Below are 21805 nucleotides of genomic sequence, written 5' to 3' on the forward strand. Positions count from 1 at the left end.
GTGTTCGGCGCACCGGCTCAGTACGCGCCCTCGCCCCGGGTGACCACCCCGATGGTTCGGGCGATGAGGGCGACGTCCAGCACCATCGACCAGTTCTCCACGTACGACAGGTCCAGGCGCACCGAATCCTCCGGTGACAGGTCCGAGCGTCCACTCACCTGCCACAACCCGGTGAGCCCCGGCTTCACCAGCAGCCGCCTGCGCATCTCGCCGTCGTAGGTGTCGACCTCACGCTGCACCTGCGGCCTCGGCCCGACCACGCTCATCTCACCGCGCAGCACATTGAAGAACTGGGGCAGCTCGTCGAGACTGTATTTGCGCAGGAAGCGGCCGACCGGCGTCACCCGGGGATCGTCTTTGACCTTGAAGAACACCGGGTTTCCGCCGTGCTCGGCGATGAGCTCGTCGACGGCGGTGTCGGCATCCGGGCGCATACTGCGGAACTTGATCATCCGGAACGGCACGCCGTCGCGGCCGATCCGCTCCGACAGGTAGAAGACTGGGCCGGGGCTGCTCAGCTTCACCGCCAGCGCGATGGCGAGCAGCACCGGAGCGCTGAGCAGCACCACCATGGCCGCGAAACAGAAGTCGAACAGCGCCTTACGAGTGGACTTGGCCCGCCCGTAGCGCGGGCGGTCGATGTGCAGCATCGGCATCCCGGCCACCAGCCGGTGATTGAGGCGCACACCGGCGATATCCACGACACCCGGTGCCACGATCAGATCGACGCCGAGCGGGTCGAGTTCCCATGCCATGCGCCGCAATTCGGCCGGACCCAGATGGTCGGTCGCCGCCACCGCCACCGAGCCCGCCCCGCTGCGGCGCACGGCGTCGAGTACGGAGCGGTCGTCACCGAGAACCGATGCGCCGCCGAGGGTTTCGACCCGCTCCCCCGACCCGGTCGGCACGCACACCCCGACCACCCGGTATCCGGAGGCCGGGTCGTCGGTGAACGCCGTAGCCATGGCGTGGGCGGCTTCGGGCGAGCCGACGACGAGCACCGCGGTGTGGCAGCGACCTTCGGCCCGCAGGCTGCGCAGCTGCCTGCGCCAGGCCAGTCGCCCGGCGATCAGGCCGAACAGCCCGGCGGGCAGGGCGATGGCCAGGTAGCCACGGGCGAATTCGATGCGGAACAGCAGCGCGAGGATGGCGAGGACACCGAACAGGCGCAGGCTCGCCGAAACAAGCCTGCGGAATTCCTCGCTGCCGGTGCCGATCACCTGGGGTGCGCGGGTGCCGTACCCGTGCAAGAGCGCGAGCCAGCCGAGCGCGAGGGCGAGCGACACCGCGGAATAGCCGATGTCGTACGGCAATGGCCAGGCCAGCGTCGAGTCGACGGGTCCGTCGAACCGCAGCACCTGCGCGGTACCGACGGCACCGACGACAGCGACGGCATCGGTGACGACCAGGCGCCGCACGAACGCGGTCTGCCAACTTTCCCGCCGCAAGTCGTGCACCGCGTGCACGCCGGTGACGGCATCCATCTCGCCACTACTGGTGAGCTCGTAGCTCATGAACCGACACACCTCCCCTATCGGGAGTCGAACCCTTCCGATCGCCGGCGACCAGAACGCGACCACTGCGATGGCCGCTACGCCCCTCGATTCGAAACCCGTGGGACGATCGTTACACATCGCCGAAATTCCTCCACATCGAAGCGCAAGCGCCACAATGCGATCCAGAGATTAGCCCAGCAGCACGGAGAGCGGTGGACGAGACGACGGAAAGTCCATGGCATTTCGATATGAAGGCAGGAAAACCGGCTTCTCGAGTGGGTGACATCACATTCATCAGAGGAATGGTCGCCTTCGCCGGAAATTAGCCGATCGCGGTTTCACCTGGCCTGATCGCCGATATGGGCACCGCGGTGTTTCCCAGGTCGCAACATTTTCCGGCGGCTATGGCCTGGGCCGCGCTGTAACGTCTCGTGCCGCAGGACCGAAGTCCGGCATGTCCGGCATCGGCCGCGACAATTCTCGCGTCTGATGAAGGTGGACCCGTTGCAATGTCGGCTGTGTGATTCCGGGCAGCTCACGAGCGTGCTCGACCTGGGCGCCACCCCGGCGTGTGAGAGCTTCCTCGACAGCGAGCGGCTCGAGTCACCCGAAATGACCTATCCGCTGCATCTGCGGCTGTGTGAGCAATGCCTGCTGTTGCAGATCCCGGCGCTGATCACCCCCGAGGACACGTTCACCGAGTACGCCTATTTCTCGTCGTTCTCCGACAGCTGGGTGAGTCACGCCGAGGACTTCGTCGACACCGCGGTGCGGCGTCTCGGACTCGGTGCCGAATCGTTCGTGGTCGAGGTAGCGAGCAACGACGGATATCTGCTGCGGCACGCGGTGGCACGCGGTATCCCGTGCCTGGGCATCGAACCGTCGGTCAATGTCGGTGCCGCGGCCCGCGCGGTCGGTGTGCCGACGGAAACCACGTTCCTGCACGAGGATTCGGCCGCGCGGGTGCGGGCCGAGCACGGAGCGGCCGATCTGGTCGTCGCCAACAACGTCTACGCCCACATCCCCGATCTGCGCGGTTTCACCCGGGCGCTGCGCACCCTGCTCAGCGACGACGGCTGGCTCAGCATCGAAGTGCACCACGCGCTGAACCTGGTGCGCCACGGCCAGTTCGACACCATCTACCACGAGCATTTCCAGTACTACACCCTGCATTCGGCGCAGCGCGCGCTCGCGGTGGGCGGCCTGACGGTCGTCGACGTGGAGTTGCTCGACACCCACGGCGGTTCGCTGCGGCTGTGGGCGCGCCCGGACGCCGTCGCCGAGCCGGGTCCGCGGGTCGTCGAGGTGCTCGACCTCGAACGCGAAGCCGGGCTGCACACCCCCGCCGGATATCTGGACCTGGCGCCACGCGCGGAGGCGGTGCGCCAGGAGTTGCTGCGCTTCCTGCTCGACTGCCGTGCGCAGGGCAAGCGGGTCGTCGGCTACGGTGCTCCCGGCAAGGGCAACACCCTGCTCAACTACTGCGGTATCCGACCCGACCTGCTCGAGTACACCGTCGACCGCAACCCCTACAAACACGGGCGCTACACCCCTGGCACCCGCATCCCGATCCATCCGCCGGAGCGCATCGACGCGGACCGGCCCGACGTTGTGCTCGTGCTGCCCTGGAATCTCGAAACCGAGATCAGCGCGCAGCTGCGCCACGTGGGCGAATGGGGCGGCGAACTGGTCTACCCGCTGCCGGTGCTGCACCGCGGCGAGCTGGAAACGAAAGTGAATCGATGAAGGTCGTGTTGTTCTGCGGCGGGTACGGCATGCGCATGCGCGGCGGGTCCGACGACATCGTGCCCAAGCCGATGCAGCTGGTCGGTCCGCGACCGCTGCTGTGGCACGTGATGCGGTACTACGCGCACTTCGGGCACAAGGAGTTCGTGCTGTGCCTCGGCTACGGTGCCGAGCACATCAAGAACTTCTTCCTCACCTATCAGGAGACGGCGTCCAACGACTTCGTCATCCGCGACGGGCAGGTCGAACTGCTCGGCACCGATATCAGCGACTGGTCGATCACCTTCGTCGACACCGGGGTGGAATCGGCGATCGGTGAGCGGTTGCGCCGGGTGCGCGAGCATCTCGACGGTGACGAATTCTTCCTGGCCAATTACGCCGACGTGCTCACCGACGCACCGCTCGACACCATGATCGAGCGTTTCCACGCTTCGGGGGCGGCGGCGTCGATGATGGTCGTTCCCCCGCAGTCGTCGTTCCATTGTGTGGACATCACCGACAGCGGCGAGGTGAAGGACATCATGCCGGTGGCGCGGATGCCGCTGTGGGAGAACGGCGGATTCTTCGTGCTCAGCCAGGAGATCTTCGATCTGCTGCCACCCGGTGGCGACCTGGTGGCCGACGCGTGCGGCACGCTGGCCGGGCAGGGTCGCCTCTTCGGATATCGGCACCTGGGTTTCTGGAAGCCCGCCGACACGTTCAAGGAGCGCGCCGAACTCGACGACGCCTACCGCAACGGTTCGCGGCCGTGGATGGTGTGGGAGTCGGCGTGATCGGCTTGTTCACCCGTCCGCCGAAGCGGATCGCGGTGCTCGGCGCGCACTGTGACGACATCGCCATCGGCATGGGTGCCACCCTGCTCGCGCTCACCGCCGCAGACCCGGAGGTCGAGGTGCGGGCACTGGTTCTCTCCGGCGGCGGCACCGCGCGCGAAGACGAGGAACGTGCGGCACTCACGGCGTTCTGTTTCGGGACGAAACCCCAGCTCGAGGTGCTCGACGTGCCGGACGGGCGGGCGCCCGCGCACTGGGACCGGATCAAGGACGCGCTCGCCGCGTTCCGCCGCGGCGGTGAACCGGAGGTGGTGTTCGCGCCGCATCGCGGTGATGCCCACCAGGATCACCGGTTGCTCGCCGAGTTGGTGCCCACCGAGTTCCGTGACCACCTGATCCTCGGCTACGAGATCCTCAAGTGGGAGACCGATACTCCGGCCCCGACGCTGTACCACCCGATGGATGCCGAACTGCTGCACCGCAAGTCGCGGTTGCTGCACGAGCACTATCCGTCGCAGGCGGGCCGGGACTGGTTCGACGAACAGGCCTTCCTCGGATTGGCCCGGATGCGTGGCGTGCAGTGTCACGCGCCGTATGCCGAGGCGTTCGTGCTCGACAAAGCGATCATCAGATGGGAACAGACGTGAACATGCGGGTACTGGTCACCGGGCATCAGGGGTACCTCGGCACGGTGATGGTTCCGCTGCTGCAGGCGGCGGGCCACGAGGTCACGGGTCTGGACATCGGGTATTTCGCCGAGTGTGTGCTCGGCGAGTTCGCCGGTGACCCGGCGGGTCTCGCCGTGGATCTGCGGGAGGTGACGGTCGATCAGTTGCGCGGGTTCGACGCGGTGATCCACCTGGCGGCCCTGTCCAACGATCCGCTCGGCGCGCTGGCGCCCGAGATCACCTACGACATCAACCATTACGCCTCGGTCCGGTTGGCACGGCTGGCCAAGGAAGCAGGGGTGCGCCGGTTCCTGTACGCCTCCACGTGTTCGGTGTACGGCGCGGCGGGCGAGGAGCTGGTCACCGAACAGGCGCCGCTGCGCCCGATCACGCCCTACGCCGAGAGCAAGGTGCGGGTCGAAGACGATGTGGCGGCACTGGCCGACGACGACTTCGTCCCGGTATTCCTGCGCAACGCGACGGCTTTCGGGTTCTCGCCGCGGCTGCGTGCCGATATCGTGCTCAACAACCTGGTCGGGTACGCGGTGCTCACCGGTGAGGTGAAGGTGCTGTCCGACGGCACACCGTGGCGCCCGCTGGTGCACGCCGCGGATATCGCGACCGCGTTCGCGATGTGCCTGACCGCGCCGGCGGCCGACGTCTCGTGCCGCGCGTTCAATATCGGCACCGAGGTCAACAACCTCACCGTCGCCGAGATCGCGGGGGCCGTGGTGGACGCGGTGCCGGGTTCGCGGTTGGTGATCACCGGTGAGAGCGGTGCCGATCCGCGCTCGTACCGGGTCGACTTCTCGGCCGCGCGCGAGGTTCTCGGCTTCGAGGCGAAGTGGACGGTGCCCGCGGGTGCCGAGGAACTGTTCACCGAGTACACGACGCGGGGACTCACGTCCGAGGCGTTCTTCCAGCGTTTCACCCGGCTGCCGCACCTGCGTGGGCTGTGCGAGGCGGGTGTGCTCGACGAGCGGTTGCGCCGGATCAGTGCGCGGGCGTCAGCGTAGCGCGCAGCCGCGCCCAGCTGCCCGCGCGCGCGTCGCGGTCGGAGACCACGGTCACCGGCAGCGGCCAGTCGATGTCGAGGTCGGGGTCGTCGTAGGCGACCCCGAGGTCTTCGGCGGGGTCGTGTGGGCGGTCGATGCGGTAGCACACGTCGGCGGCCTCGGTGAGTGCCTGGAAGCCGTGCAGGAAGCCCGGCGGCACGTACAGGTGGTGGAACAGCTCGTCGTCGAGGCGGAAGGCTTGCCGCACACCGAACGTGGGCGAGCCGGGGCGGATGTCGACGAGCACGTCGTGCACCGCGCCGTGCGCGCAACGCACCAGTTTGGCCTCGCCACGACCGCCGCGCCCGTGCATACCCCTGATCACCCCGCGCTTCGACCGCGACTGCGAGTCCTGGACGAATCGCGCTGCGGCACCGTCGATTCCGAGGTGGGCGTCGAATTCTTCGGCGTCGAAGGTGCGGGTGAACAGGCCGCGGTCGTCGCGGAACGGCTCGGGGACGAGCACAACCACATCGGCCAGTTCGGTCGTTTCGATACGCACGAGGACATCCTGCCATGACCGGCCGCTGCCGAGGTTGCGGCGACACCGCGCTGCGCACCCTGCTCGACCTGGGCACGGTGCCCGCCGCCGACCACTTCCCACCTCGCGATTCCCCGGTGCGGCCGACCGAGTCCGGGCATCCGCTGCGGATGGACCGGTGCGCGGCGTGCGGGCTGGCCCAGCTCGCCGACGACGACACCGTCACCGCCGAACCGCGTGGGATCGAGCCGCAGGCGCTGCGCGATCAGGCGGCCGACGCGATCGACCGGGTGCGTGCGGCCGGTCTGCTCACCGGCGCGACCGTGACCGAGTTCGGCAGTCCGCACGGCGGTACCTGGTTGCCGCTTCCCGGTTTCACCGAAGCCACCGGTCCCGCCGACATAGTCCTCGACTGTTTCGGCATCATGCACGAACCCGACCAGCGCGCCGCCTTCGCCGCCCGCGCCGCCGCGACCGCACCCGCGGGCGTGCTGCTCGTGCAGTTCCATTCGCTGGCCGCCATCGTGGCGCAGGGGCAATGGAATGCGTTGCGGCACGGCCACTTCGCCTACTACTCCCTCGCCTCCCTGCGTACCCTTCTCGCCGCGGCGGGGATGAGCATCGTGACGGCATGGAACTTCGACCTCTACGGCGGCACGGTGCTGGTCGCCGCGCGTCACGGTTCGCACCCCGCCGACCGGGCGGTCGAGCAGTTGCTGGCAGCCGAGGAGGAGGTGCTGGCGGCGGCCGGCGGACTGCAGCAGGTGGTGGATCGCCACGTCGGCGCTCTCCACGATTGGCTGGAAGACCGTGCCGCCCAGGGTCTTCGGACCTTCGCCTACGGCGCCGCCTCCCGCGCTGTCGCTCTCCTGGCGATGGCGGGCGCGCACCGGGAACTCCTCGCCGGAGTGGCCGACGCCTCGCCCGGCAAACAGGGCCGACGCATGCCAGGAACCGACGTCCCCATCATCTCCCCCACCGATCTGGTGGCGGCCGAACCCGACGCTGTCCTGCTCACGCTCCCCGACCTCCTCCGCGAAGTCCGAGCTTCCCTCCCGCAACTCGACGGCCGCTGGTTCGTCGACGATCCCCTCCGCCCGCGAAAGGTCGACCGGTAGCCGATTCTCGGCAACTCGTCGTCCCCTAGCCGCACGACCCGCCGGAAACCCACTGGCCGAGCGCGCACGGCTGAGGGAGCCCACCCGTCGAAGGACGGCCGGTACGCCAGGACCCACCCGACGTCCGACCTGCGGGCCGACTCACCGAGGGTTCACGGTGAGTTCGGTGCTGCCGACGTCGAGTTCGCGGCCGGTGTCGACATCGCTCGGTCCCCGTCGCCGACCACCGTGTCGAACATGTGCGGGCGGGTCCGGGTGCGGTTGTGCCGGGTGGCGATATTCGCGAGTCCCGCTTCGCGGAGCCGAGCGCGCAGGGCGTGGTCCTCGGTGACCCGGCTCAGCGCCTCGCGCAGGGCGTGTGGGTCGTCGGGGCGGACGCATACCGCGACGTCGGTGCTCACATTGCCGCCGTGGTCGGTCGCGACCACGGGGACGCCCACGCTCATCGCTTCGAGCACAACCAGCGGTCCCGCTTCGGGGAGGACGCTGGCCGAAACGAGGACGTCCCAGCCTCGGATGGTGGGCAGTGGGTCGACGTGGCCGAGGAAGTGCACACGGCCGGCGAGGTCGGGCCGGCCCGCGCGGTCGCGCAGGCGCGCCAGGTACGGTTCGTCGCCGGGCAGGGCCGTTCCCGCGATCTCGACGCACACGCCGGGCAGTGCCGCGACGGCTTCCAGCAGCACGTGGTGGCCCTTCCACTCGGTGATCACTCCGAGGATGCCGACCACGGGGTGTGAGCGATCCAGCACGGGTGCGGGCTCGACCGGCCACGGCACCCCGAGCCAGGCCACCTCGGTCTCGATCCCGAGCGCGCGCACCGGGGCCGCCGCCCGTTCGGATACCGCGACGGCCCGTGCCAGCGCCATCCGACCGATCCTCGCAACCGCGAATTGCCTTGTGCTGGCGAGAATGTCGTGTACCAGCCAGACCGTGTCACGGCGCCGGGGCACCGACATCGCCACGGCGGGCAGAGCCATCGTCGAGTTCACCACCAGCCGCGCCCGGCCATCGCGCGAGGCCTTTCGCAACGCGGCGGCGGCGAGCACCCAGTGCCACAGCATCACCAGTGCGGCCGCGAACCGCGCACCGCCCTGCTGACCCGACAAGCCGAGTTCCGGGATCGGCACATGTCCCACCGAGCCGGGCAGCCGATCGCTGAGCGCGCCGACCGGGCACGCCACCCGCACCCGGTAACCGCGCGCCACCGCCAGCTCGACCAGATCGAGCATCACCTTCTCCGCGCCCGAGGCCTGTGCGCTGTGGGCGACGAACAGCAGGTCCCGATCAGCGCCCGGCACGCAGCACCTCCGCGTGGTTGCGCACCACGGTCACCGCCGGTTTCTCGGAGTAGTCGCGGCGTAGCAGACCGAAGTTGTCCTCGAGGTCGTGCGGGTCGGCGCCCGCGTCGACCAGCGAGTAGACGAACACGGGGCCGATATCGTGGATGGCGGCGACCATGCCGAGTCCCTGATCGATGATCTGGGCCTGCACGTCTTCGCTCACGGCGCGTGCACCGGAACCGGTCGGCGCACCGAATTCGGTGGGCCACAGCTGCATCGTGGTGTCGTGGTTGGCGTCCATGATGCGCCGGATCCGCATGAGGTTGCCGAAGGCGTTGTACCAGCTCTGCGATTCGGGCAGTTCGGGGTACGAGTACGGGTGCACGGCGACGGCGTCGAAGTCGGGGGCGGCGCCGATGGCGTAGAGCGCTTCGACGAAGGTGGCGGGGGCGATGTCGCGGCCGTCGTCGGCGGCAGGCGCCAGGCCGCCGACGATGATCTGCCCGTGCGGCTGACGGGCGCGCACCGCGAGCGCGGCTTGCCGCAGCAGGTGCGCGTAGGTGGCGACATCAGGCTTCGGCGCGAAGAACGCGGTCACATTGGGTTCGTTCCAGACCTCCCAGTGTGCGATCTGGTCGCGATAGTGATCCACGGCGTCACCGACGAACCGCCCGAACAACACCGGTTGCGGTGCGGTCTTGCTGCCGCCGTCACCGCCGTGCGGGCCGGCCCAGGCGGGCGCGTAGGTCAGGATCGCCAGCACCGAAAGGTTGTGGGCGCGCGCGGCACGCACGGCACGGTCGGTGGCCGACCAATCCTGTTCGCCGCGAACGGGTTCGATGACCGACCAGTCGATGTCGATCCGCACCCAGGTGGCGCCGGTCTGCGCCACGATGCCCATCTGCCGGTCCAGTTCCGCGGCGTCGAGCTGCAGCCAGGTGTGTCCGCCCGAGATGCCGAGACCGCCGCGCACCACCGGTTCAGTGCTCGCCGTCGGCTCCGGTGCGCACCCGAGGACTGTCGCCATGACGACCACTGCGGTCAGTCCCGCCCGAGCGATTCGCCACAGTGTCATCGGTTTCCGGTCCTCGCAAGCTTCGTATGGTCAATCCCTCGGTCCTTCGCATGATGCTTCCGGCGATGAGAACGTATATCAGGCAGGCCGGTACGCAGGTGAGAATCCACGGGGGCGCCCAGTGCCGTTGGGCCAGGCTCGCGACGCCCACGACGGCGACGGCGACTCCGGTGAGCGCGGCCACCGTCGCGACCGGGAGCAGCCGCCGCAGCCGTACCGTCGCGAGCACCGCGATCCACACCGAGATCAGCAGCACCACCTGGGCGATCAACCCGGCGATGGCGGCGCCCTCGTACGACATCCGGTCGATCAACGGCCACGCGACGCCCAGGTTCACCGCGAGCGCCAGCGCGGCGATCCACGGGATCAGGGTGTTGCGTCCGGTCGCCATGAGCGCGACCAGGCCGAGGTTCGCGACCGCACCGAGCAGGCCTGCGGCCACCTGGACGCGGCCCGCGTCGGCCGCCTCGACGAAGTTCTCGCCGAACAGCAACCCGATCACCTGGCCTGCGACCGGCCAGAAGGCCACGAGGGCGAGCAGACCAAGGGCGATCAGCGCGACGTTCGCCTGCCGGAAGTAGCGCCGGAAGCGGGGCGGGTCGTCGGGCCACAGCGCGATCAGCAGGGTCGTCAGTGGCGCGACGACCGAGACGGCGGCGGTGTCGAGCAGGTCGGCGAATTTCATGCCGACGGCGAACAGTCCGACGGCTTCGAAGCTGTCGGCGTGCCCGAGCAACAGCAGCCCGACCTTCTGCAACATGATGATGAGCGCCAGACCGATGCTCAGTGGTAGCGCCTCGCGCAGCATCGGCCCCCACCAGCGCAACTCGATGCGCCGCGCCGGAATGGGCCCGCCGAGGCCGCGCGTCACCGCGACGATCTTCACCGCGACCGCGACGACCTCGTAGGCGATGGCAGGCACCACGACCCACAGCAGCGTCGGCGCCCACAGCACCGCGGCGACAGTGAGCGCCAATTGGACGCAACGCGCGAGGGATTCGGCGGCGGCGACCAGGGTCAGGCGCATCGTCGACTGGAACAGGATGGTCAGCGCGTGGCTCGGAGTGGCGATCACCACCACCAACCCGGCCAGCGCCGTGGCCGCGACAACCGGTGTGGGACACCGCATCACGAGGACATAGCCGATGGCGAGCCCGTAGCCCACCAGGCCGAGAACGGTGCGCAACACGATGAACGAGGCGGCCACCTCGGAGGCCTCGGTGGGATCGCCGTGCACGAGTTTGCCGATGACCGCCCGCCCGACACCCAGGTCGGTGACGATCGCCAGCATGCCGAGCAGCCCGAAAACGAACGAGAAATAGCCCCATTCGACCGTCGGCAGCGATCGCGCGATGAGGGTGGTGCCGAGCAGGCCGAGCGCGGCGGCGAAGATCCGGGCGGCCAGCATGGCGGCGGTATTGTTGGCCGCGGCGCGACCCGATTGGGCGCGGCGCCTGCCCTCGGCTTGCTCGTCGATGGCGGCGGTCTGCTCGCTCACGGCAGGAGTCCGGCCGTGCGATAGGCGGCGACGGTGGCCTCGGCGGTGGCCTGCCAGCTCAGTTTCGTCATCGCGACCAGGCCACGGTCGCGCAGTTCCCGATTGGCGGCCTCGTCGTGCAGCAGCGGACGCATCGCCCGCACCCACGCCTCGGGGTTCGTGCCCTCGACCAGGACCGCACCGTCACCGCAGACCTGGGGCAGCGCGCCGACCGCGCTGGCGACGACCGCGCCACCGCAGGCCATGGCCTCCACCGGCGGCAGACCGAAGCCCTCGTATTCCGAGCAGTAGGCCACCACGGTCGCGGCCGAGTAGAGGGCGGGCAGGTCGGCGAGGTCCACGTAGCCGAGCCCGATCGCCGAGGCCGGTGCCTGCGGGCCGTCGGACCCGGCCCCCGCGAGCACGAGCGGGATGTCGAGGTCGCCCGCCACCTGCGCGAGCATCGCGACCTGTTTGCGTGGTTCGACAGTGCCGACCTGCAGCACGAAACGTGGCGGCAGCGCGTACCGGGCGCGCACCCGATCCACGGCAGTCTCGTCGGGCACCGTGGCCCAGGCGGCCGGGGCGAGCGGGACGACGACGGCCTCGCGCCCGAAGCGGTCCGCGATGCGCTCGGCGGTGAATTCGGAGACGGCGATGAGCAGGTCGGCGCGGGTCAGCGACATCCGCAGCAGCAGTTGCTCGCCGCGGGCCCGGTAGCGGCTGAACGCCCACGGCACGTCGAACACCGACAGGTCGTGCACGGTGCTGACCGTGGCCCTCGGACCGGTGAGCGGGATGTCGACATCGAGTCCGTGGAACACGTCGGCACCGCGCTGCGGGGCAATGCCGTGCCAGGCCCGGCGCGCCCCGGCAGCGACCGGTCGCGTCACCGCGGCGATGCCCTCGGGCAGCACGGGCGCGGCATCGGCCTGGACCAGCGCCGACAGCGCGGTTCCCGGCATCAGCCCGACCATCCTCGCCAGCAGCTCACGCTGGTAGGTGGCGACGCCCGCACCGTTCGGCCGGAACGCCAGCGCCCCGAAACACACTGCGCTACTGACGGATTCATTCATGACGGCACCTGTTCGGGGACAGAGTTCGGCGCGGCGGACACCGGCTCGGGTCGGCGCTGCGTGACGGCACACCCGACGACCGCGGCGAGCAGCCAGAAATAGAAGTCGGTCGGGAAGATCTCGAAGTAGCTGGACGCCACCGCCGCTACCGCGCTGGCGAGCACCGACGCCGCGACACCGAGCGCCAGGGCCGAATCCGGTCCACGCAGTGCACGGGCACCACGGAACGCGAGCAGGAAGATCGCGACCAGGATGGCGCAGAACAGCCACACCCCGATCGGCCCGAGCTCGATGAGCAGCTTCACGTAGTAGTTGTCGGGTTGATAGGGACGCCCGTAGATCTGGACCTCACCGGTGGCGTACGGCATCTCCCCCGCCATCGGTCCGAGTTCCTCGACGAGCAACCGCGCCGCCGCCGCACCGGTGGAACCGAGTCCGTCACCGAAGGGATGACTGCCGACCGTGCGCATCACGGTGTTCCAGCCGGTGCTGCGGTCGGCCAGGCTCGACGAGGAGAACAGCGAACTGCTCGCCTGCGAGGACACCGCGATCCCGCCGACGACGACCACCGCGACTGACCCGAGGATCACCGGCATCAGCTGACGGCGGTACCGCACGACCGCCAGCAACAACGCCCCGACGAGCAAACCGGCCAGCGCCGCCCGCACCACGCTCGCCGCGGCGCCGAGCACCAGGATCGGGGTGGCCATCAAGAACATCCGATTGCGGGCGCGCCGAGAATCGGCCAGCGCCACCGAACCACCCACCAGCAACACCGTCACCAGGTAGAACGCATAGGGGAACGGCTGATTGAACGTGCTGAAGGACCGGAGCAGACCACCGGCGAAGCGGATCGTCTCGTTGTACTCGTAGCCCATCTTCGCCAGCCCGGCACCGCCGATCACCTGCTGGGCCAGGCCGAACAACGCGATACCCACCGATTCGACCATCATGATCGTCACCAGCAGATCGCGGTCGCGGGGGGTGAAGGGCCGCAGGTAGAGAATCAGCGGGATCACGACGAAGTAGAAGAACGTGATCTTGATGGCGAACAGCCCGAGCGTTCCGGCCGTGACGAACGCCGACACCACACCGAACACGCACAGCGCGGCGCCGAAGGGCACCCACGGCAGCGTCGGACGCGGCTCTGTCTGCCGGTGCGGAACGAACAGTGCCACGGCCAGCGTCAGACACAGCAGCGCCTCTTTCCAGCCCGCAACCTGCATCCAACCCGGAGCGATCTCGAGCAGACCGTTGAACGGGACGAGCGCCGCCACCAGCAGCACCCCACGCTGGGGCCGGAAACGAATCCAGCGCAGGAATACCCAGCCCACCGGGACGGCGGCCAGGTACAGCAGCGAGCTCATCGCGCCTCAGCCCCGCCCGGCCAGCTGCCTGGCCCGCGCGCCGAGGCGGACCAGCGCCTGCCGGACCACGGTGGCATCGCCGGCGAGCACGTCGACCGGACGCACCAGATCCCGGTATTCGCGGCGCGCGTGATGGTTGAAGCGCACCACGTCGGAGAACTTGCTCAGCGTCGAGGTGGTGGAGGAATGGTTGAAGATCGACGCCCGGTTCACCGCGAGCGGGCGGTTGTGGCCGTAGAACGCGCCGTGCGCGCACAGCCGGGCGATCAGATCGATGTCCATGGCGTAGAAGAAATCGGTACGGAAGCCCCCGGTCGCCTCGAACTCGCGGCGACGGAACAGGAACGCCGCGGTGGGACACAGGTCGTCGGGCAGTCTGCGCACGAAGGTGCGTAGCGCCGCTCGCGAGGACTTGCGCCCGATCAGCCCGGCCAGCCCTCGAGCTCTGGCCAGGACGGTGCCGTCGTCGTCGATGATGTCGAATTTCGCGCCCGCGACGGCGATTCGGGGGTCGCGCAACGTCTCCACCTGCGCCGACAGGCAATCCGGGGTGATGAGGTCGTCGGCGCAAACCAGTTTCACCAGCTCGCCACCGGCCAGGCTCATCACCCGGTTCCAGTTCTGGGTCATCGGGAGCACGGTGTCGTTGCTGTGGAGCCGGATCCGCTCGTCGTCGATGGACCGGACCAGTTCACCGGTGCCGTCGGTGCTGGCGTTGTCGAGGACGACGATCTCGAAATCCCCGAACTCCTGGGCACGGATCGAATCGATGGTCTCGGTGATGGTGCGCGCCGCGTTGAATGCCGGGACACAGACCGATACAGGCACCCCCACCACAGCACATCCTCCAAGACATTCAGCAGGCCCGCGTCGCGCGTCGGGTGCCCGTTTGCGTGCACAGTACCCGCCGAGCAATCGACATTCACATCGAGACGACGGGCGATAATGTTTCACGATTCCCAGTACGGGTACTCATGACGCTCGCCACAGTGCTCAGAGTTCGCTAGACAGTGGAACCCCAGCTAACATCGCTGCACAAGATCGGCGAAATGTGGGGACAGCGTGAGCGAGACCGACCCGGCGGACACGGGCGCCGATTCCCCGGCCATGTCCGGGGTGAACATTGCCGACCATCTGCGCAAGCTGCTGCGCGCCCTGCCGATCGCCTTGGTCGTCGCCGCGATCGTCGGTGGGGTGGTGTGGGTGGTGCGCGACGGCAGTCCACGCACCTACGAGGCGAGCCTGACCGCGCAGATCTCGCAGCAGTCGATCGGTGCGGTCTTCAACGAACTCACCCAGCCCTACATCGTGCTCGTCACCGAGAGCCGGGTGCTCTCGGATGTGGTGAAGAACGGGCTCGCGCCGTCGGAACAGGATCTGCGGCCACGGGTTTCGGCCATGACCGGTCCCGCGCCCTCGCTGTTGATCATCAAGGCGCAGGCGGGATCGCCCGAGCAAGCCGAGAAGCTGGTCTTCGCGGTGCAGCAGTCCCTGGACAGTGTCGCCTCGCAGATGCGCACCGAGGCCATCGCCCGTTCGGCGGCCGACCTCGAGACGCATCGGCGCGCGGTGGAGGACACTTTCACCAAACGCCTCGCCGACGACCCGCTGCGCCCGGAACTGAGCTTCGATGCCAGGGATGTGGCCCGCGAGATGGAATTCCGGCAGGTGCTCGGCATGCCGCGTCTGACGGTGGTGGCTAATCCCCGCTCCGAACTCGTCGCTCCCCATCCGGTGCAGGAGGGCCTGTTCGCGGCGCTGGCCACATTGATCATCGTCGCGGAGTCGGTGGTGCTCGCTCGTGGCGCGATCGCCCGGCGTGGTGGTCTCCGTCGCGGCGGGGCGAAGCCGGATCCGGCGAAACAGGCCTCGCCGACCCCGGATCCGAAGAAGCCGGAACCCGTCGAGTCACAGCCCGCCACGCCGACACCACCGGCGCGCACCGACACCGCGACCGTGCCGCACGTGACGAGCAGCGCGAGTGTCCACTACGACCCCGAGACGACGGTGCTGCCACGGCAGTGGCCGGTGCGCGCGGCACCGGTGCCGAAGTCCTCCGGTCCGCGCGAGAACTGAGGCGCCGACCGTGATGTCGAGCCTGACCTTCGGCCCGATCCGCCACGGCCACAGCCTCGTTCGCCTGCGCCCGCCGCAACTGTCGGACTTCGACCGGTGGCGTGAGATCAGGTTGCGTGACCGGGCCTGGATCGAACCGCACTGGGGCACCTCACCGCTGAGCTGGGAGCAACGGCACACGCCACGGATCTGGGCGCGCGAGTGCCTCGTGGCTTGGGCCGATATGCGGGCCGGTCGCCGGTTCGTCGGTGTGATCGAGGTCGACGGGCGGTTCGCGGGGCAGATCGAGTACACGATCATCGACGCCGACTCGGGGACAGCGGAGGCCAGCGCCTGGATCGATGCCGGTGCGGCCGGTCGCGGTCTGATCGGCCGGGCCCTGCTGTTGTTGTGCGACTATATGTTCCGCGTGCACAGGGTGGCGCGGGTGCTCGCCCCGGTGTCCATCGACAACGACCCGGCGCTGCGCTGCCTGCGGGGTCTGGGCTTCCGGCACGAGGCGACGATGGTCCGGGCCTACGACGCGGGCGGTGCGCGCAAGGACCACACGCTGTGGGCACTGACCCCCGCCGATCTGGCCGCCGCGCAACTGCCGCCGCTCGTTCCGGCCGATCCAGCGGACGTTCCTGTCGTGGAGCCGAGAACTTCCAGGCCGAACTACCCGCCGAGCACCGCACCGGGCGCAGTCGCGGCGAATACCGGCGTACCGCGCGCGGTGGTCGCACTGGCCGCTCTGCGATGGTCGGTGTGGTCTGTGCGGGAGAGGCTGCGGCGCTACCGTCCCGCCGCCCCAGTTGCGCTGATCGTCCCCGAGGGTCCGAACACGGTGGTGCGCAACCTGACTCGCATGGACAGGGCGCAGTGGAGTCGGGTGGGACACACAAGGGTGACGGCGACGAGCTCGTTCCCCCGGTCCCGGCAGGAGGGGCTCCGCACCGAGGAAGGTTCCTCGGCCGGGCACGACCGGTCGAAGAGCCGCGCCCAGTGGTATCGCACGCTGTGGCACACCCGGTTCGGCCTCCGATCACCGAGTGGACTGCGCCTCGTACTCGACGTGAACGGTACTTACGCAGGCGAATTCCACCTCTACGATTCACCGCTGCCGTGCCAGGCCACCGGGCTCTACACCTGGGTCGATCCACTCCGAGTCGAACCCGAACTGTGGGCGGCAGCCCTGCGCTCGGTCGTCGAGCACGCTTTCGCGGAGCTGGGTGTGCGGCGGATGGCGGCCGAGATTCCCGTCGGCGACACCATCACCGCCGCGGTGGTCGCCGCCGCCGGCTTCGCCCACGAGGGACTGCTGAGGGCCCATCGCGGGCCGAGCGGACTGTGTGCCGATCACGATCTCTGGGGGCTCACCTGATGCGCGACTTCACCCGCAGCACCGAAATCCAGGCGCGTCTGCACGACCTCGTCCCCGGCGGAGCGCATACCTATGCCCGCGGCGCCGACCAGTACCCCGAGTCGATGGCACCGGTGCTGGTGCGCGGCAAGGGCGCTCGCGTCTGGGATGCCGACGGCAACGAGTTCGTGGAATACGGGATGGGATTGCGGTCGGTCACCCTCGGCCACGGATACGAACCGGTCCTGCGTGCGGCCACCGAGGCCGCCGCCGACGGCATGAGCTTCTCCCGCCCTGCCGAACTGGAACTGCTTGCCGCACAGGACTTCCTGCACCTGGTGCCGGGTGCCGACATGGTGAAGTTCGCCAAGAACGGCTCCGACGCCACCACGGCGGCCGTTCGGCTCGCCCGCGCGGTCACCGGGCGAACCACCGTCGCGGTCTGCGCACAGCCGTTTTTCTCCGTCGACGACTGGTTCATCGGCACCACCGACATGTCCGCAGGCATCCCCGCCGTCGACACCGTGACATTCCCCTACAACGATCTCGACGCGCTCGCGGCGGTCCTGGCGGGCGAGACGGTGGCGGCGGTCTTCCTCGAGGCGGCGACCGCGCTGGCCGAGCCGCTACCCGGATATCTGGAAGGTGTCCGCGCACTGTGTGATCAGCACGGGACGCTGCTGGTGTTCGACGAGATGATCACCGGCTTCCGGTGGTCGGCAGGTGGCGCTCAAGCGGTCTACGGGGTGACACCCGATCTGTCGTGCTGGGGCAAGGCGATGGGCAACGGATTCCCGCTGTCCGCACTCGCGGGCAAACGCGAGTACATGGAACTCGGCGGCCTGCGCACCGATCGCGACCGGGTGTTCCTGCTGTCCACCACCCACGGCCCCGAAACCGCCTCGCTCGCGGCGTTCCGCGCCGTGGTGCACGCCTACCGCACCGAGGACCCGATCGCCCGCATGGAAGAGGCGGGCCGGGCCCTCGCCGACGGTGTGAACGCCGTCGCCGCCGAACACGGCATCACCGACCACCTCCAGGTGCGCGGGCGCCCGTCGTGCCTGATCTTCCGCACCCTCGACGCCGAAGGACTGCCGTCGCAAGCCTTTCGGACCCTGTTCCTGCAGGAACTGCTCGAGCACGGCGTGCTCGGACAGTCCTTCGTCACCTCCGCCGCCCACGACGCCGAGGCCGTCGCCGACACGGTCTCCGCGTGCGCCGGGGCCGCCGAGGTGTATCGCCGCGCGATCGAGCGCGGCTCCGTCGACGGGCTGCTGCGTGGCCGCCCGGTCGCGCCCGCGTTGCGCCGCACCGCCGCACCCCGCCGGATCGAAACGAGAACCTCCCCATGACCCGTGTCGCCATCGTCCACGAACGATTCACCGAATTCGGCGGCTCGGAGGCCGTGGTCGGCGAGTTCGTCGAAACCTGGCCCGACGCCCAGGTATTCGCGCCCATCGTGGCGCCCGGCGGGCTGCGCGAGCCGGTGCGCGCGGTGCACGACACCTGGCTCAGCCGCGCCCACACCGTCACCGGCGGCAGGCACGCTCCCCTGCTACCGCTGGTGCCGCGGGCCTTGCGGCGCATGCCGCTTCGCGACTTCGACGTGGTCGTGGTGAGCCACCATGCCTTCGCCACCCAGGCCGCGCTCGCCACCGACGCACCCGTGGTCGCCTATGTGCACAGCCCGGCACGGTGGGCGTGGGATCGGGAATTCCGCGCCCAGGAGGCGGGCGGCCGATTGGGTCAGCTCGCACTCGGTGCGCTCGGAACACTCGCTCGCCGTGGCGAATTGCGCGCCGCACCCCGCCTCACCCATGTGGTCGCCAACTCGCATGCCGTCGCCGACCGGGTACGGGACTGGTGGGGTCTGCCCGCCTCCGTCGTGAATCCGCCGGTGCAGGTCGCCCGCTTCACGCCCGATCCCGGGGTCGCGCGGGAGGACTTCTTCCTGTGCGCCGGCAGGCTCGTGCCGTACAAGCGCGCGGATCTGGCGATCCGCGCGGCTCAGCGCGCGGGCGTGCGGCTGGTCGTGCTCGGCGAAGGCCGGTTCCGGGACCAACTCGAAGAGCTCGCCGGACCGGAGACCACGTTCCTCGGCGCCACCTCCGCCGACGTCCTGCAGGACATGTACCGGCGCTGCCGGGCGCTGCTGATGCCGGGCATCGAGGACTTCGGCATCGTCCCCGTGGAGGCCATGGCCTGTGGCACGCCGGTGCTCGCGGTCGGTGCGGGTGGCTCGCTCGACACGGTGCGACCCGGCGTGACCGGCGAATACGTACCGCCCGGCCACGACGACGCGGTCGTCGCCGCCCTCGCCGAGCGGATGCGCGACTTCGATTCGGGCACCTACGATTCCGCGAAGATCCGCGCCCACGCCGACAGCTTCGCCCCCGACAAATTCCGCGCCAGGATGGCCGACACCGTCGCCGGAGTACTCGCCGCGCACCGTTAGCGAGAAGTTGCCCGAAACTCGGAGTTACGGAAATCAGCTGTCACACATACCCTTTGACCTGCGACGACGGGTGACAATTCCCACACGGTGGCAGACACCCCGTCGCTTGCCCCCTTTGTTACCGACGAGTACGGTTAGCCCCACCCGGACGACGACGTTCCCGGGTTCTCGTGATCCCCACATCCACCGCCGCATGCCGGATCACTTTTGCGCACACCGTGTTTCGAGACATTTTCAGGAGGGGCGATGGTTTCCTACATCGTGACGGGCGGTACCGGTTTTCTCGGTCGGCGAGTGGTACGTGAGCTGCTCGCCGCCGACCCGGCCGCGATCGTGCACGTGCTGGTGCGCGCCGAGTCGCTGGCCAAATTCACCGCGCTCAACGCGCAGCATCCCGACGGCGATCGCGTGTTCGCCCTGGTCGGCGACCTGACCGCCGAGGGACTCGGCTTGGGCGACGAGCCGCCGCGCGCCGACCATGTGCTCCATCTCGGCGCGGTCTACGACATGACCGCCGACGAGGAATCCGCCCACGCGGCCAATGTGAACGGCACCCGCGCGGTGATCGAGCTGGCCCGCGGGCTCGGTGCGGTCCTGCACCACGTGTCCTCGGTGGCGGTGGCGGGCGATCATCACGGCAAGTTCTTCGAGGAGGATTTCGACCTCGGCCAGAACCTCACCTCGCCCTATCACCGCACCAAGTTCGCGGCCGAGAAGCTGGTCCGCGAGGCAGGCGACGTGCGGTGGCGGGTGTATCGCCCCGCGATCGTCGTCGGTGATTCGCGCACCGGCGAGATGGACAAGATCGACGGCCCGTACTACTTCTTCCCGGCGATCGCGGCACTGTCGGACCTGCCTGCCGAATTGCCGCTGCCGCTGCCCGATCTGGGTGCCACCAATGTGGTTCCGGTCGACTACGTGGCCGAGGCGATGGTCCGCCTGGTGCGCCGCCCGGGGCTGGACGGGCGCACATTCCACCTGGTCAACCCGCAGCCGCAGCCGTTCGGCGAGATCTACCGCGCGCTGGCGAGCGCGGCGGGCGGGCCGACCGGGATCGGGACCGTGCCGGGCAGTGCGTTCGCGCTGCGCGGGCTCGGTCAGGTGCCCGGCGCACACGCGGTGCGCGACTTCCTCTTCGAGCAGGCGGGTATCCCCGCGGAGGTGGCGCCGCATGTCGGTTTCACCGCCGAGTTCGTCTCGGACTCCACGCGGGCGCTACTGCCCGGGCTCGCGGTGCCCGCCTTCGAGACCTACGCCGCCCGGCTGTGGGAATTCTGGCGGGCCAACCTCGATCCGCAGCGCGGCCGTGTCGAGTCCGGAGCGCATCCGCTCTCGGGCCGCACCGTGCTCATCACCGGCGCCTCGTCGGGCATCGGGCTGGCCACCGCACATGCTGTCGCGCGTCGTGGCGCGGTGGTGCTGATGGTGGCGCGCGGCGTCGAAGATCTCACTGCCGCAGCGGAATCCATTCGTGCCGACGGTGGGTCGGCTTTCGCCTACCCGTGCGACATCACCGATGCCACGGCCGTCGGCGCGCTGGTGCAGACGGTGCTCGCCGAGCACGGCCACGTCGACTACCTGGTGAACAACGCGGGCCGTTCGATCCGGCGCTCGGTGGCCAATTCGGTGGATCGCATGCACGATTTCGAGCGGACCATGGCCGTGAACTACTTCGGTGCGGTGCGGCTCATCCTCGCGCTGCTGCCGTCGATGCGCGAACGCCACTTCGGCCACATCGTGAACATCTCCTCGATCGCGGTGCAGACCAAGGTGCCGCGCTTCGCCGCGTACGCCGCGAGCAAGTCGGCGCTGGACAATTTCAGTGACATCGCCGCGGTCGAAAACCGTGACGCCGGAATCACTTTCACCTCCATCCGGATGCCGCTGGTGCGCACCCCCATGATCGCGCCGACCGAAATCTACCGGGCGCTGCCGCTGCCGGATCCGGAGCGGGCTGCGGGCATCGTGGTCCGCGCCCTGCTCGAACGCCCCGACCGCATCGACACGCCTGTCGGCACGTTCTCGCAGGCGGTCGAGATGTTCCTGCCGTCGCTGAAACGGACCATCATGCACACCGGGTACCGCCTCTTCGGTGAATCGACCGCGTCGCAGGGCAAGCAGGAACCGGTCATCGCGGAACCCGCCGAGACAGCCGAGCCGTCGCGTGGACCCCTCACGGTCCTCGGCCCGGTCCTCGCCCCGCTGATGGTGGTTCCGAGTCCGGCCGCGCGGATGAGCCGGATGCTGCCCGGCGTCCACTGGTGATCTGAGTTCCGGTCACGACACTCGCTGTGTCGGGGGGTGTCGTGACCGGGCCGGG

At 69.2% G+C, this 21805-nt stretch carries 18 protein-coding genes; 10 read left to right on the plus strand and 8 right to left on the minus strand.

The window, feature by feature from the left end:
• Nucleotides 1–17: 17 nt before the first annotated feature.
• The gene (locus tag NCO8_RS11980; protein ID WP_067638956.1) at nucleotides 18–1514 is read right to left on the minus strand and encodes a sugar transferase; all 1497 of its coding nucleotides are present in this window, start codon (nucleotides 1512–1514) and stop codon (nucleotides 18–20) included.
• Nucleotides 1515–2000: 486 nt separating this feature from the next.
• Here NCO8_RS11980 and NCO8_RS11985 point away from each other — a divergent pair, with 486 nt between their 5' ends.
• From NCO8_RS11985 to NCO8_RS12000, 4 genes are read left to right on the plus strand one after another with little or no spacing between them, the layout of a single operon-like run.
• Nucleotides 2001–3242 (plus strand): class I SAM-dependent methyltransferase, encoded by a 1242-nt coding sequence (locus tag NCO8_RS11985; RefSeq protein WP_067640046.1) that lies wholly within the window; start codon nucleotides 2001–2003, stop codon nucleotides 3240–3242.
• Nucleotides 3239–4015, plus strand: a complete 777-nt coding sequence (locus tag NCO8_RS11990) for a glycosyltransferase family protein (RefSeq protein ID WP_067638958.1) — start codon at nucleotides 3239–3241, stop codon at nucleotides 4013–4015. The genes NCO8_RS11985 and NCO8_RS11990 overlap by 4 nt, the downstream gene beginning before the upstream one ends.
• A complete protein-coding gene (locus tag NCO8_RS11995; protein WP_067640048.1) occupies nucleotides 4012–4662 on the plus strand; it encodes a PIG-L deacetylase family protein in 651 nt (216 codons plus the stop codon). The genes NCO8_RS11990 and NCO8_RS11995 overlap by 4 nt, the downstream gene beginning before the upstream one ends.
• 2 nt (nucleotides 4663–4664) lie before the next feature.
• Entirely contained in the window at nucleotides 4665–5699 is a 1035-nt protein-coding gene (locus NCO8_RS12000; RefSeq protein ID WP_067638960.1) for an NAD-dependent epimerase/dehydratase family protein, read from the plus strand.
• On the opposite strand, the gene rfbC is transcribed toward NCO8_RS12000, so the two are convergent.
• Nucleotides 5677–6240: a dTDP-4-dehydrorhamnose 3,5-epimerase gene (gene rfbC / locus NCO8_RS12005; protein ID WP_067638963.1), complete on the minus strand. Its 564-nt coding sequence runs from the start codon at nucleotides 6238–6240 to the stop codon at nucleotides 5677–5679. The genes NCO8_RS12000 and rfbC overlap by 23 nt on opposite strands.
• Before the next feature lie 14 nt (nucleotides 6241–6254).
• Here rfbC and NCO8_RS12010 point away from each other — a divergent pair, with 14 nt between their 5' ends.
• Nucleotides 6255–7337, plus strand: coding sequence for a class I SAM-dependent methyltransferase (locus tag NCO8_RS12010; protein WP_067638965.1), 1083 nt, complete (start codon nucleotides 6255–6257; stop codon nucleotides 7335–7337).
• A 152-nt stretch (nucleotides 7338–7489) separates the two neighbouring features.
• Here NCO8_RS12010 and NCO8_RS12015 read toward each other — a convergent pair whose 3' ends face one another.
• Genes NCO8_RS12015 through NCO8_RS12040 form a run of 6 tightly spaced genes read right to left on the minus strand, consistent with a single transcriptional unit; the run spans nucleotide 7490 to nucleotide 14446 of the window.
• Nucleotides 7490–8635, minus strand: a complete 1146-nt coding sequence (locus tag NCO8_RS12015) for a glycosyltransferase family 4 protein (protein WP_067638967.1) — start codon at nucleotides 8633–8635, stop codon at nucleotides 7490–7492.
• Entirely contained in the window at nucleotides 8622–9644 is a 1023-nt protein-coding gene (locus NCO8_RS12020; protein ID WP_067638969.1) for a glycoside hydrolase 5 family protein, read from the minus strand. Before NCO8_RS12020 ends, NCO8_RS12015 begins: the two co-directional genes overlap by 14 nt.
• Nucleotides 9598–11190, minus strand: coding sequence for an oligosaccharide flippase family protein (locus tag NCO8_RS12025; protein ID WP_067638970.1), 1593 nt, complete (start codon nucleotides 11188–11190; stop codon nucleotides 9598–9600). Before NCO8_RS12025 ends, NCO8_RS12020 begins: the two co-directional genes overlap by 47 nt.
• Nucleotides 11187–12245 (minus strand): glycosyltransferase family 4 protein, encoded by a 1059-nt coding sequence (locus NCO8_RS12030; RefSeq protein WP_067638972.1) that lies wholly within the window; start codon nucleotides 12243–12245, stop codon nucleotides 11187–11189. Before NCO8_RS12030 ends, NCO8_RS12025 begins: the two co-directional genes overlap by 4 nt.
• On the minus strand, nucleotides 12242–13612 hold the full coding sequence (locus NCO8_RS12035; RefSeq protein WP_067638974.1) for an O-antigen ligase family protein: 1371 nt from the start codon (nucleotides 13610–13612) through the stop codon (nucleotides 12242–12244). The genes NCO8_RS12030 and NCO8_RS12035 overlap by 4 nt, the downstream gene beginning before the upstream one ends.
• Nucleotides 13613–13618: 6 nt before the next feature.
• Complete coding sequence (locus NCO8_RS12040; RefSeq protein ID WP_245655323.1) at nucleotides 13619–14446, minus strand: glycosyltransferase family 2 protein; 828 nt, start codon at nucleotides 14444–14446, stop codon at nucleotides 13619–13621.
• 228 nt (nucleotides 14447–14674) lie between these two features.
• Between NCO8_RS12040 and NCO8_RS12045 the strand changes: the two genes are divergently transcribed.
• The 5 genes from NCO8_RS12045 (at nucleotide 14675) to NCO8_RS12065 (ending at nucleotide 21750) form a co-directional block, all read left to right on the plus strand.
• Nucleotides 14675–15688 carry a hypothetical protein gene (locus tag NCO8_RS12045; RefSeq protein WP_067638977.1) on the plus strand — a complete coding sequence of 338 codons (1014 nt, stop codon included), beginning with the start codon at nucleotides 14675–14677 and terminating at the stop codon, nucleotides 15686–15688.
• Between the two features lie 13 nt (nucleotides 15689–15701).
• Complete coding sequence (locus NCO8_RS12050) at nucleotides 15702–17051, plus strand: GNAT family N-acetyltransferase (RefSeq protein WP_067638979.1); 1350 nt, start codon at nucleotides 15702–15704, stop codon at nucleotides 17049–17051.
• Nucleotides 17051–18382 (plus strand): glutamate-1-semialdehyde 2,1-aminomutase, encoded by a 1332-nt coding sequence (locus NCO8_RS12055; protein ID WP_067638981.1) that lies wholly within the window; start codon nucleotides 17051–17053, stop codon nucleotides 18380–18382. The genes NCO8_RS12050 and NCO8_RS12055 overlap by 1 nt, the downstream gene beginning before the upstream one ends.
• The gene (locus tag NCO8_RS12060) at nucleotides 18379–19485 is read left to right on the plus strand and encodes a glycosyltransferase (RefSeq protein ID WP_067638983.1); all 1107 of its coding nucleotides are present in this window, start codon (nucleotides 18379–18381) and stop codon (nucleotides 19483–19485) included. Before NCO8_RS12055 ends, NCO8_RS12060 begins: the two co-directional genes overlap by 4 nt.
• A 246-nt stretch (nucleotides 19486–19731) precedes the next feature.
• Nucleotides 19732–21750 carry an SDR family oxidoreductase gene (locus NCO8_RS12065; protein ID WP_067638985.1) on the plus strand — a complete coding sequence of 673 codons (2019 nt, stop codon included), beginning with the start codon at nucleotides 19732–19734 and terminating at the stop codon, nucleotides 21748–21750.
• The last annotated feature ends 55 nt before the right edge of the window (nucleotides 21751–21805 follow it).

It is taken from the genome of Nocardia coubleae NBRC 108252 (assembly GCF_001612805.1).
Lineage (GTDB): Bacteria > Actinomycetota > Actinomycetes > Mycobacteriales > Mycobacteriaceae > Nocardia > Nocardia coubleae.

What these genes read in the sequence shown, in the direction of transcription:
- NCO8_RS11980 (WP_067638956.1), bottom strand. Translation starts at nt 1,514, where the DNA reads ATGAGCTACGAGCTCACCAGTAGTGGCGAGATGGATGCCGTCACCGGC.
- NCO8_RS11990 (WP_067638958.1), top strand. Translation starts at nt 3,239, where the DNA reads ATGAAGGTCGTGTTGTTCTGCGGCGGGTACGGCATGCGCATGCGCGGC.
- NCO8_RS12000 (WP_067638960.1), top strand. Translation starts at nt 4,665, where the DNA reads ATGCGGGTACTGGTCACCGGGCATCAGGGGTACCTCGGCACGGTGATG.
- NCO8_RS12010 (WP_067638965.1), top strand. Translation starts at nt 6,255, where the DNA reads ATGACCGGCCGCTGCCGAGGTTGCGGCGACACCGCGCTGCGCACCCTG.
- NCO8_RS12020 (WP_067638969.1), bottom strand. Translation starts at nt 9,644, where the DNA reads ATGGCGACAGTCCTCGGGTGCGCACCGGAGCCGACGGCGAGCACTGAA.
- NCO8_RS12030 (WP_067638972.1), bottom strand. Translation starts at nt 12,245, where the DNA reads ATGAATGAATCCGTCAGTAGCGCAGTGTGTTTCGGGGCGCTGGCGTTC.
- NCO8_RS12035 (WP_067638974.1), bottom strand. Translation starts at nt 13,612, where the DNA reads ATGAGCTCGCTGCTGTACCTGGCCGCCGTCCCGGTGGGCTGGGTATTC.
- NCO8_RS12050 (WP_067638979.1), top strand. Translation starts at nt 15,702, where the DNA reads ATGTCGAGCCTGACCTTCGGCCCGATCCGCCACGGCCACAGCCTCGTT.
- NCO8_RS12055 (WP_067638981.1), top strand. Translation starts at nt 17,051, where the DNA reads ATGCGCGACTTCACCCGCAGCACCGAAATCCAGGCGCGTCTGCACGAC.
- NCO8_RS12060 (WP_067638983.1), top strand. Translation starts at nt 18,379, where the DNA reads ATGACCCGTGTCGCCATCGTCCACGAACGATTCACCGAATTCGGCGGC.
- NCO8_RS12065 (WP_067638985.1), top strand. Translation starts at nt 19,732, where the DNA reads ATGGTTTCCTACATCGTGACGGGCGGTACCGGTTTTCTCGGTCGGCGA.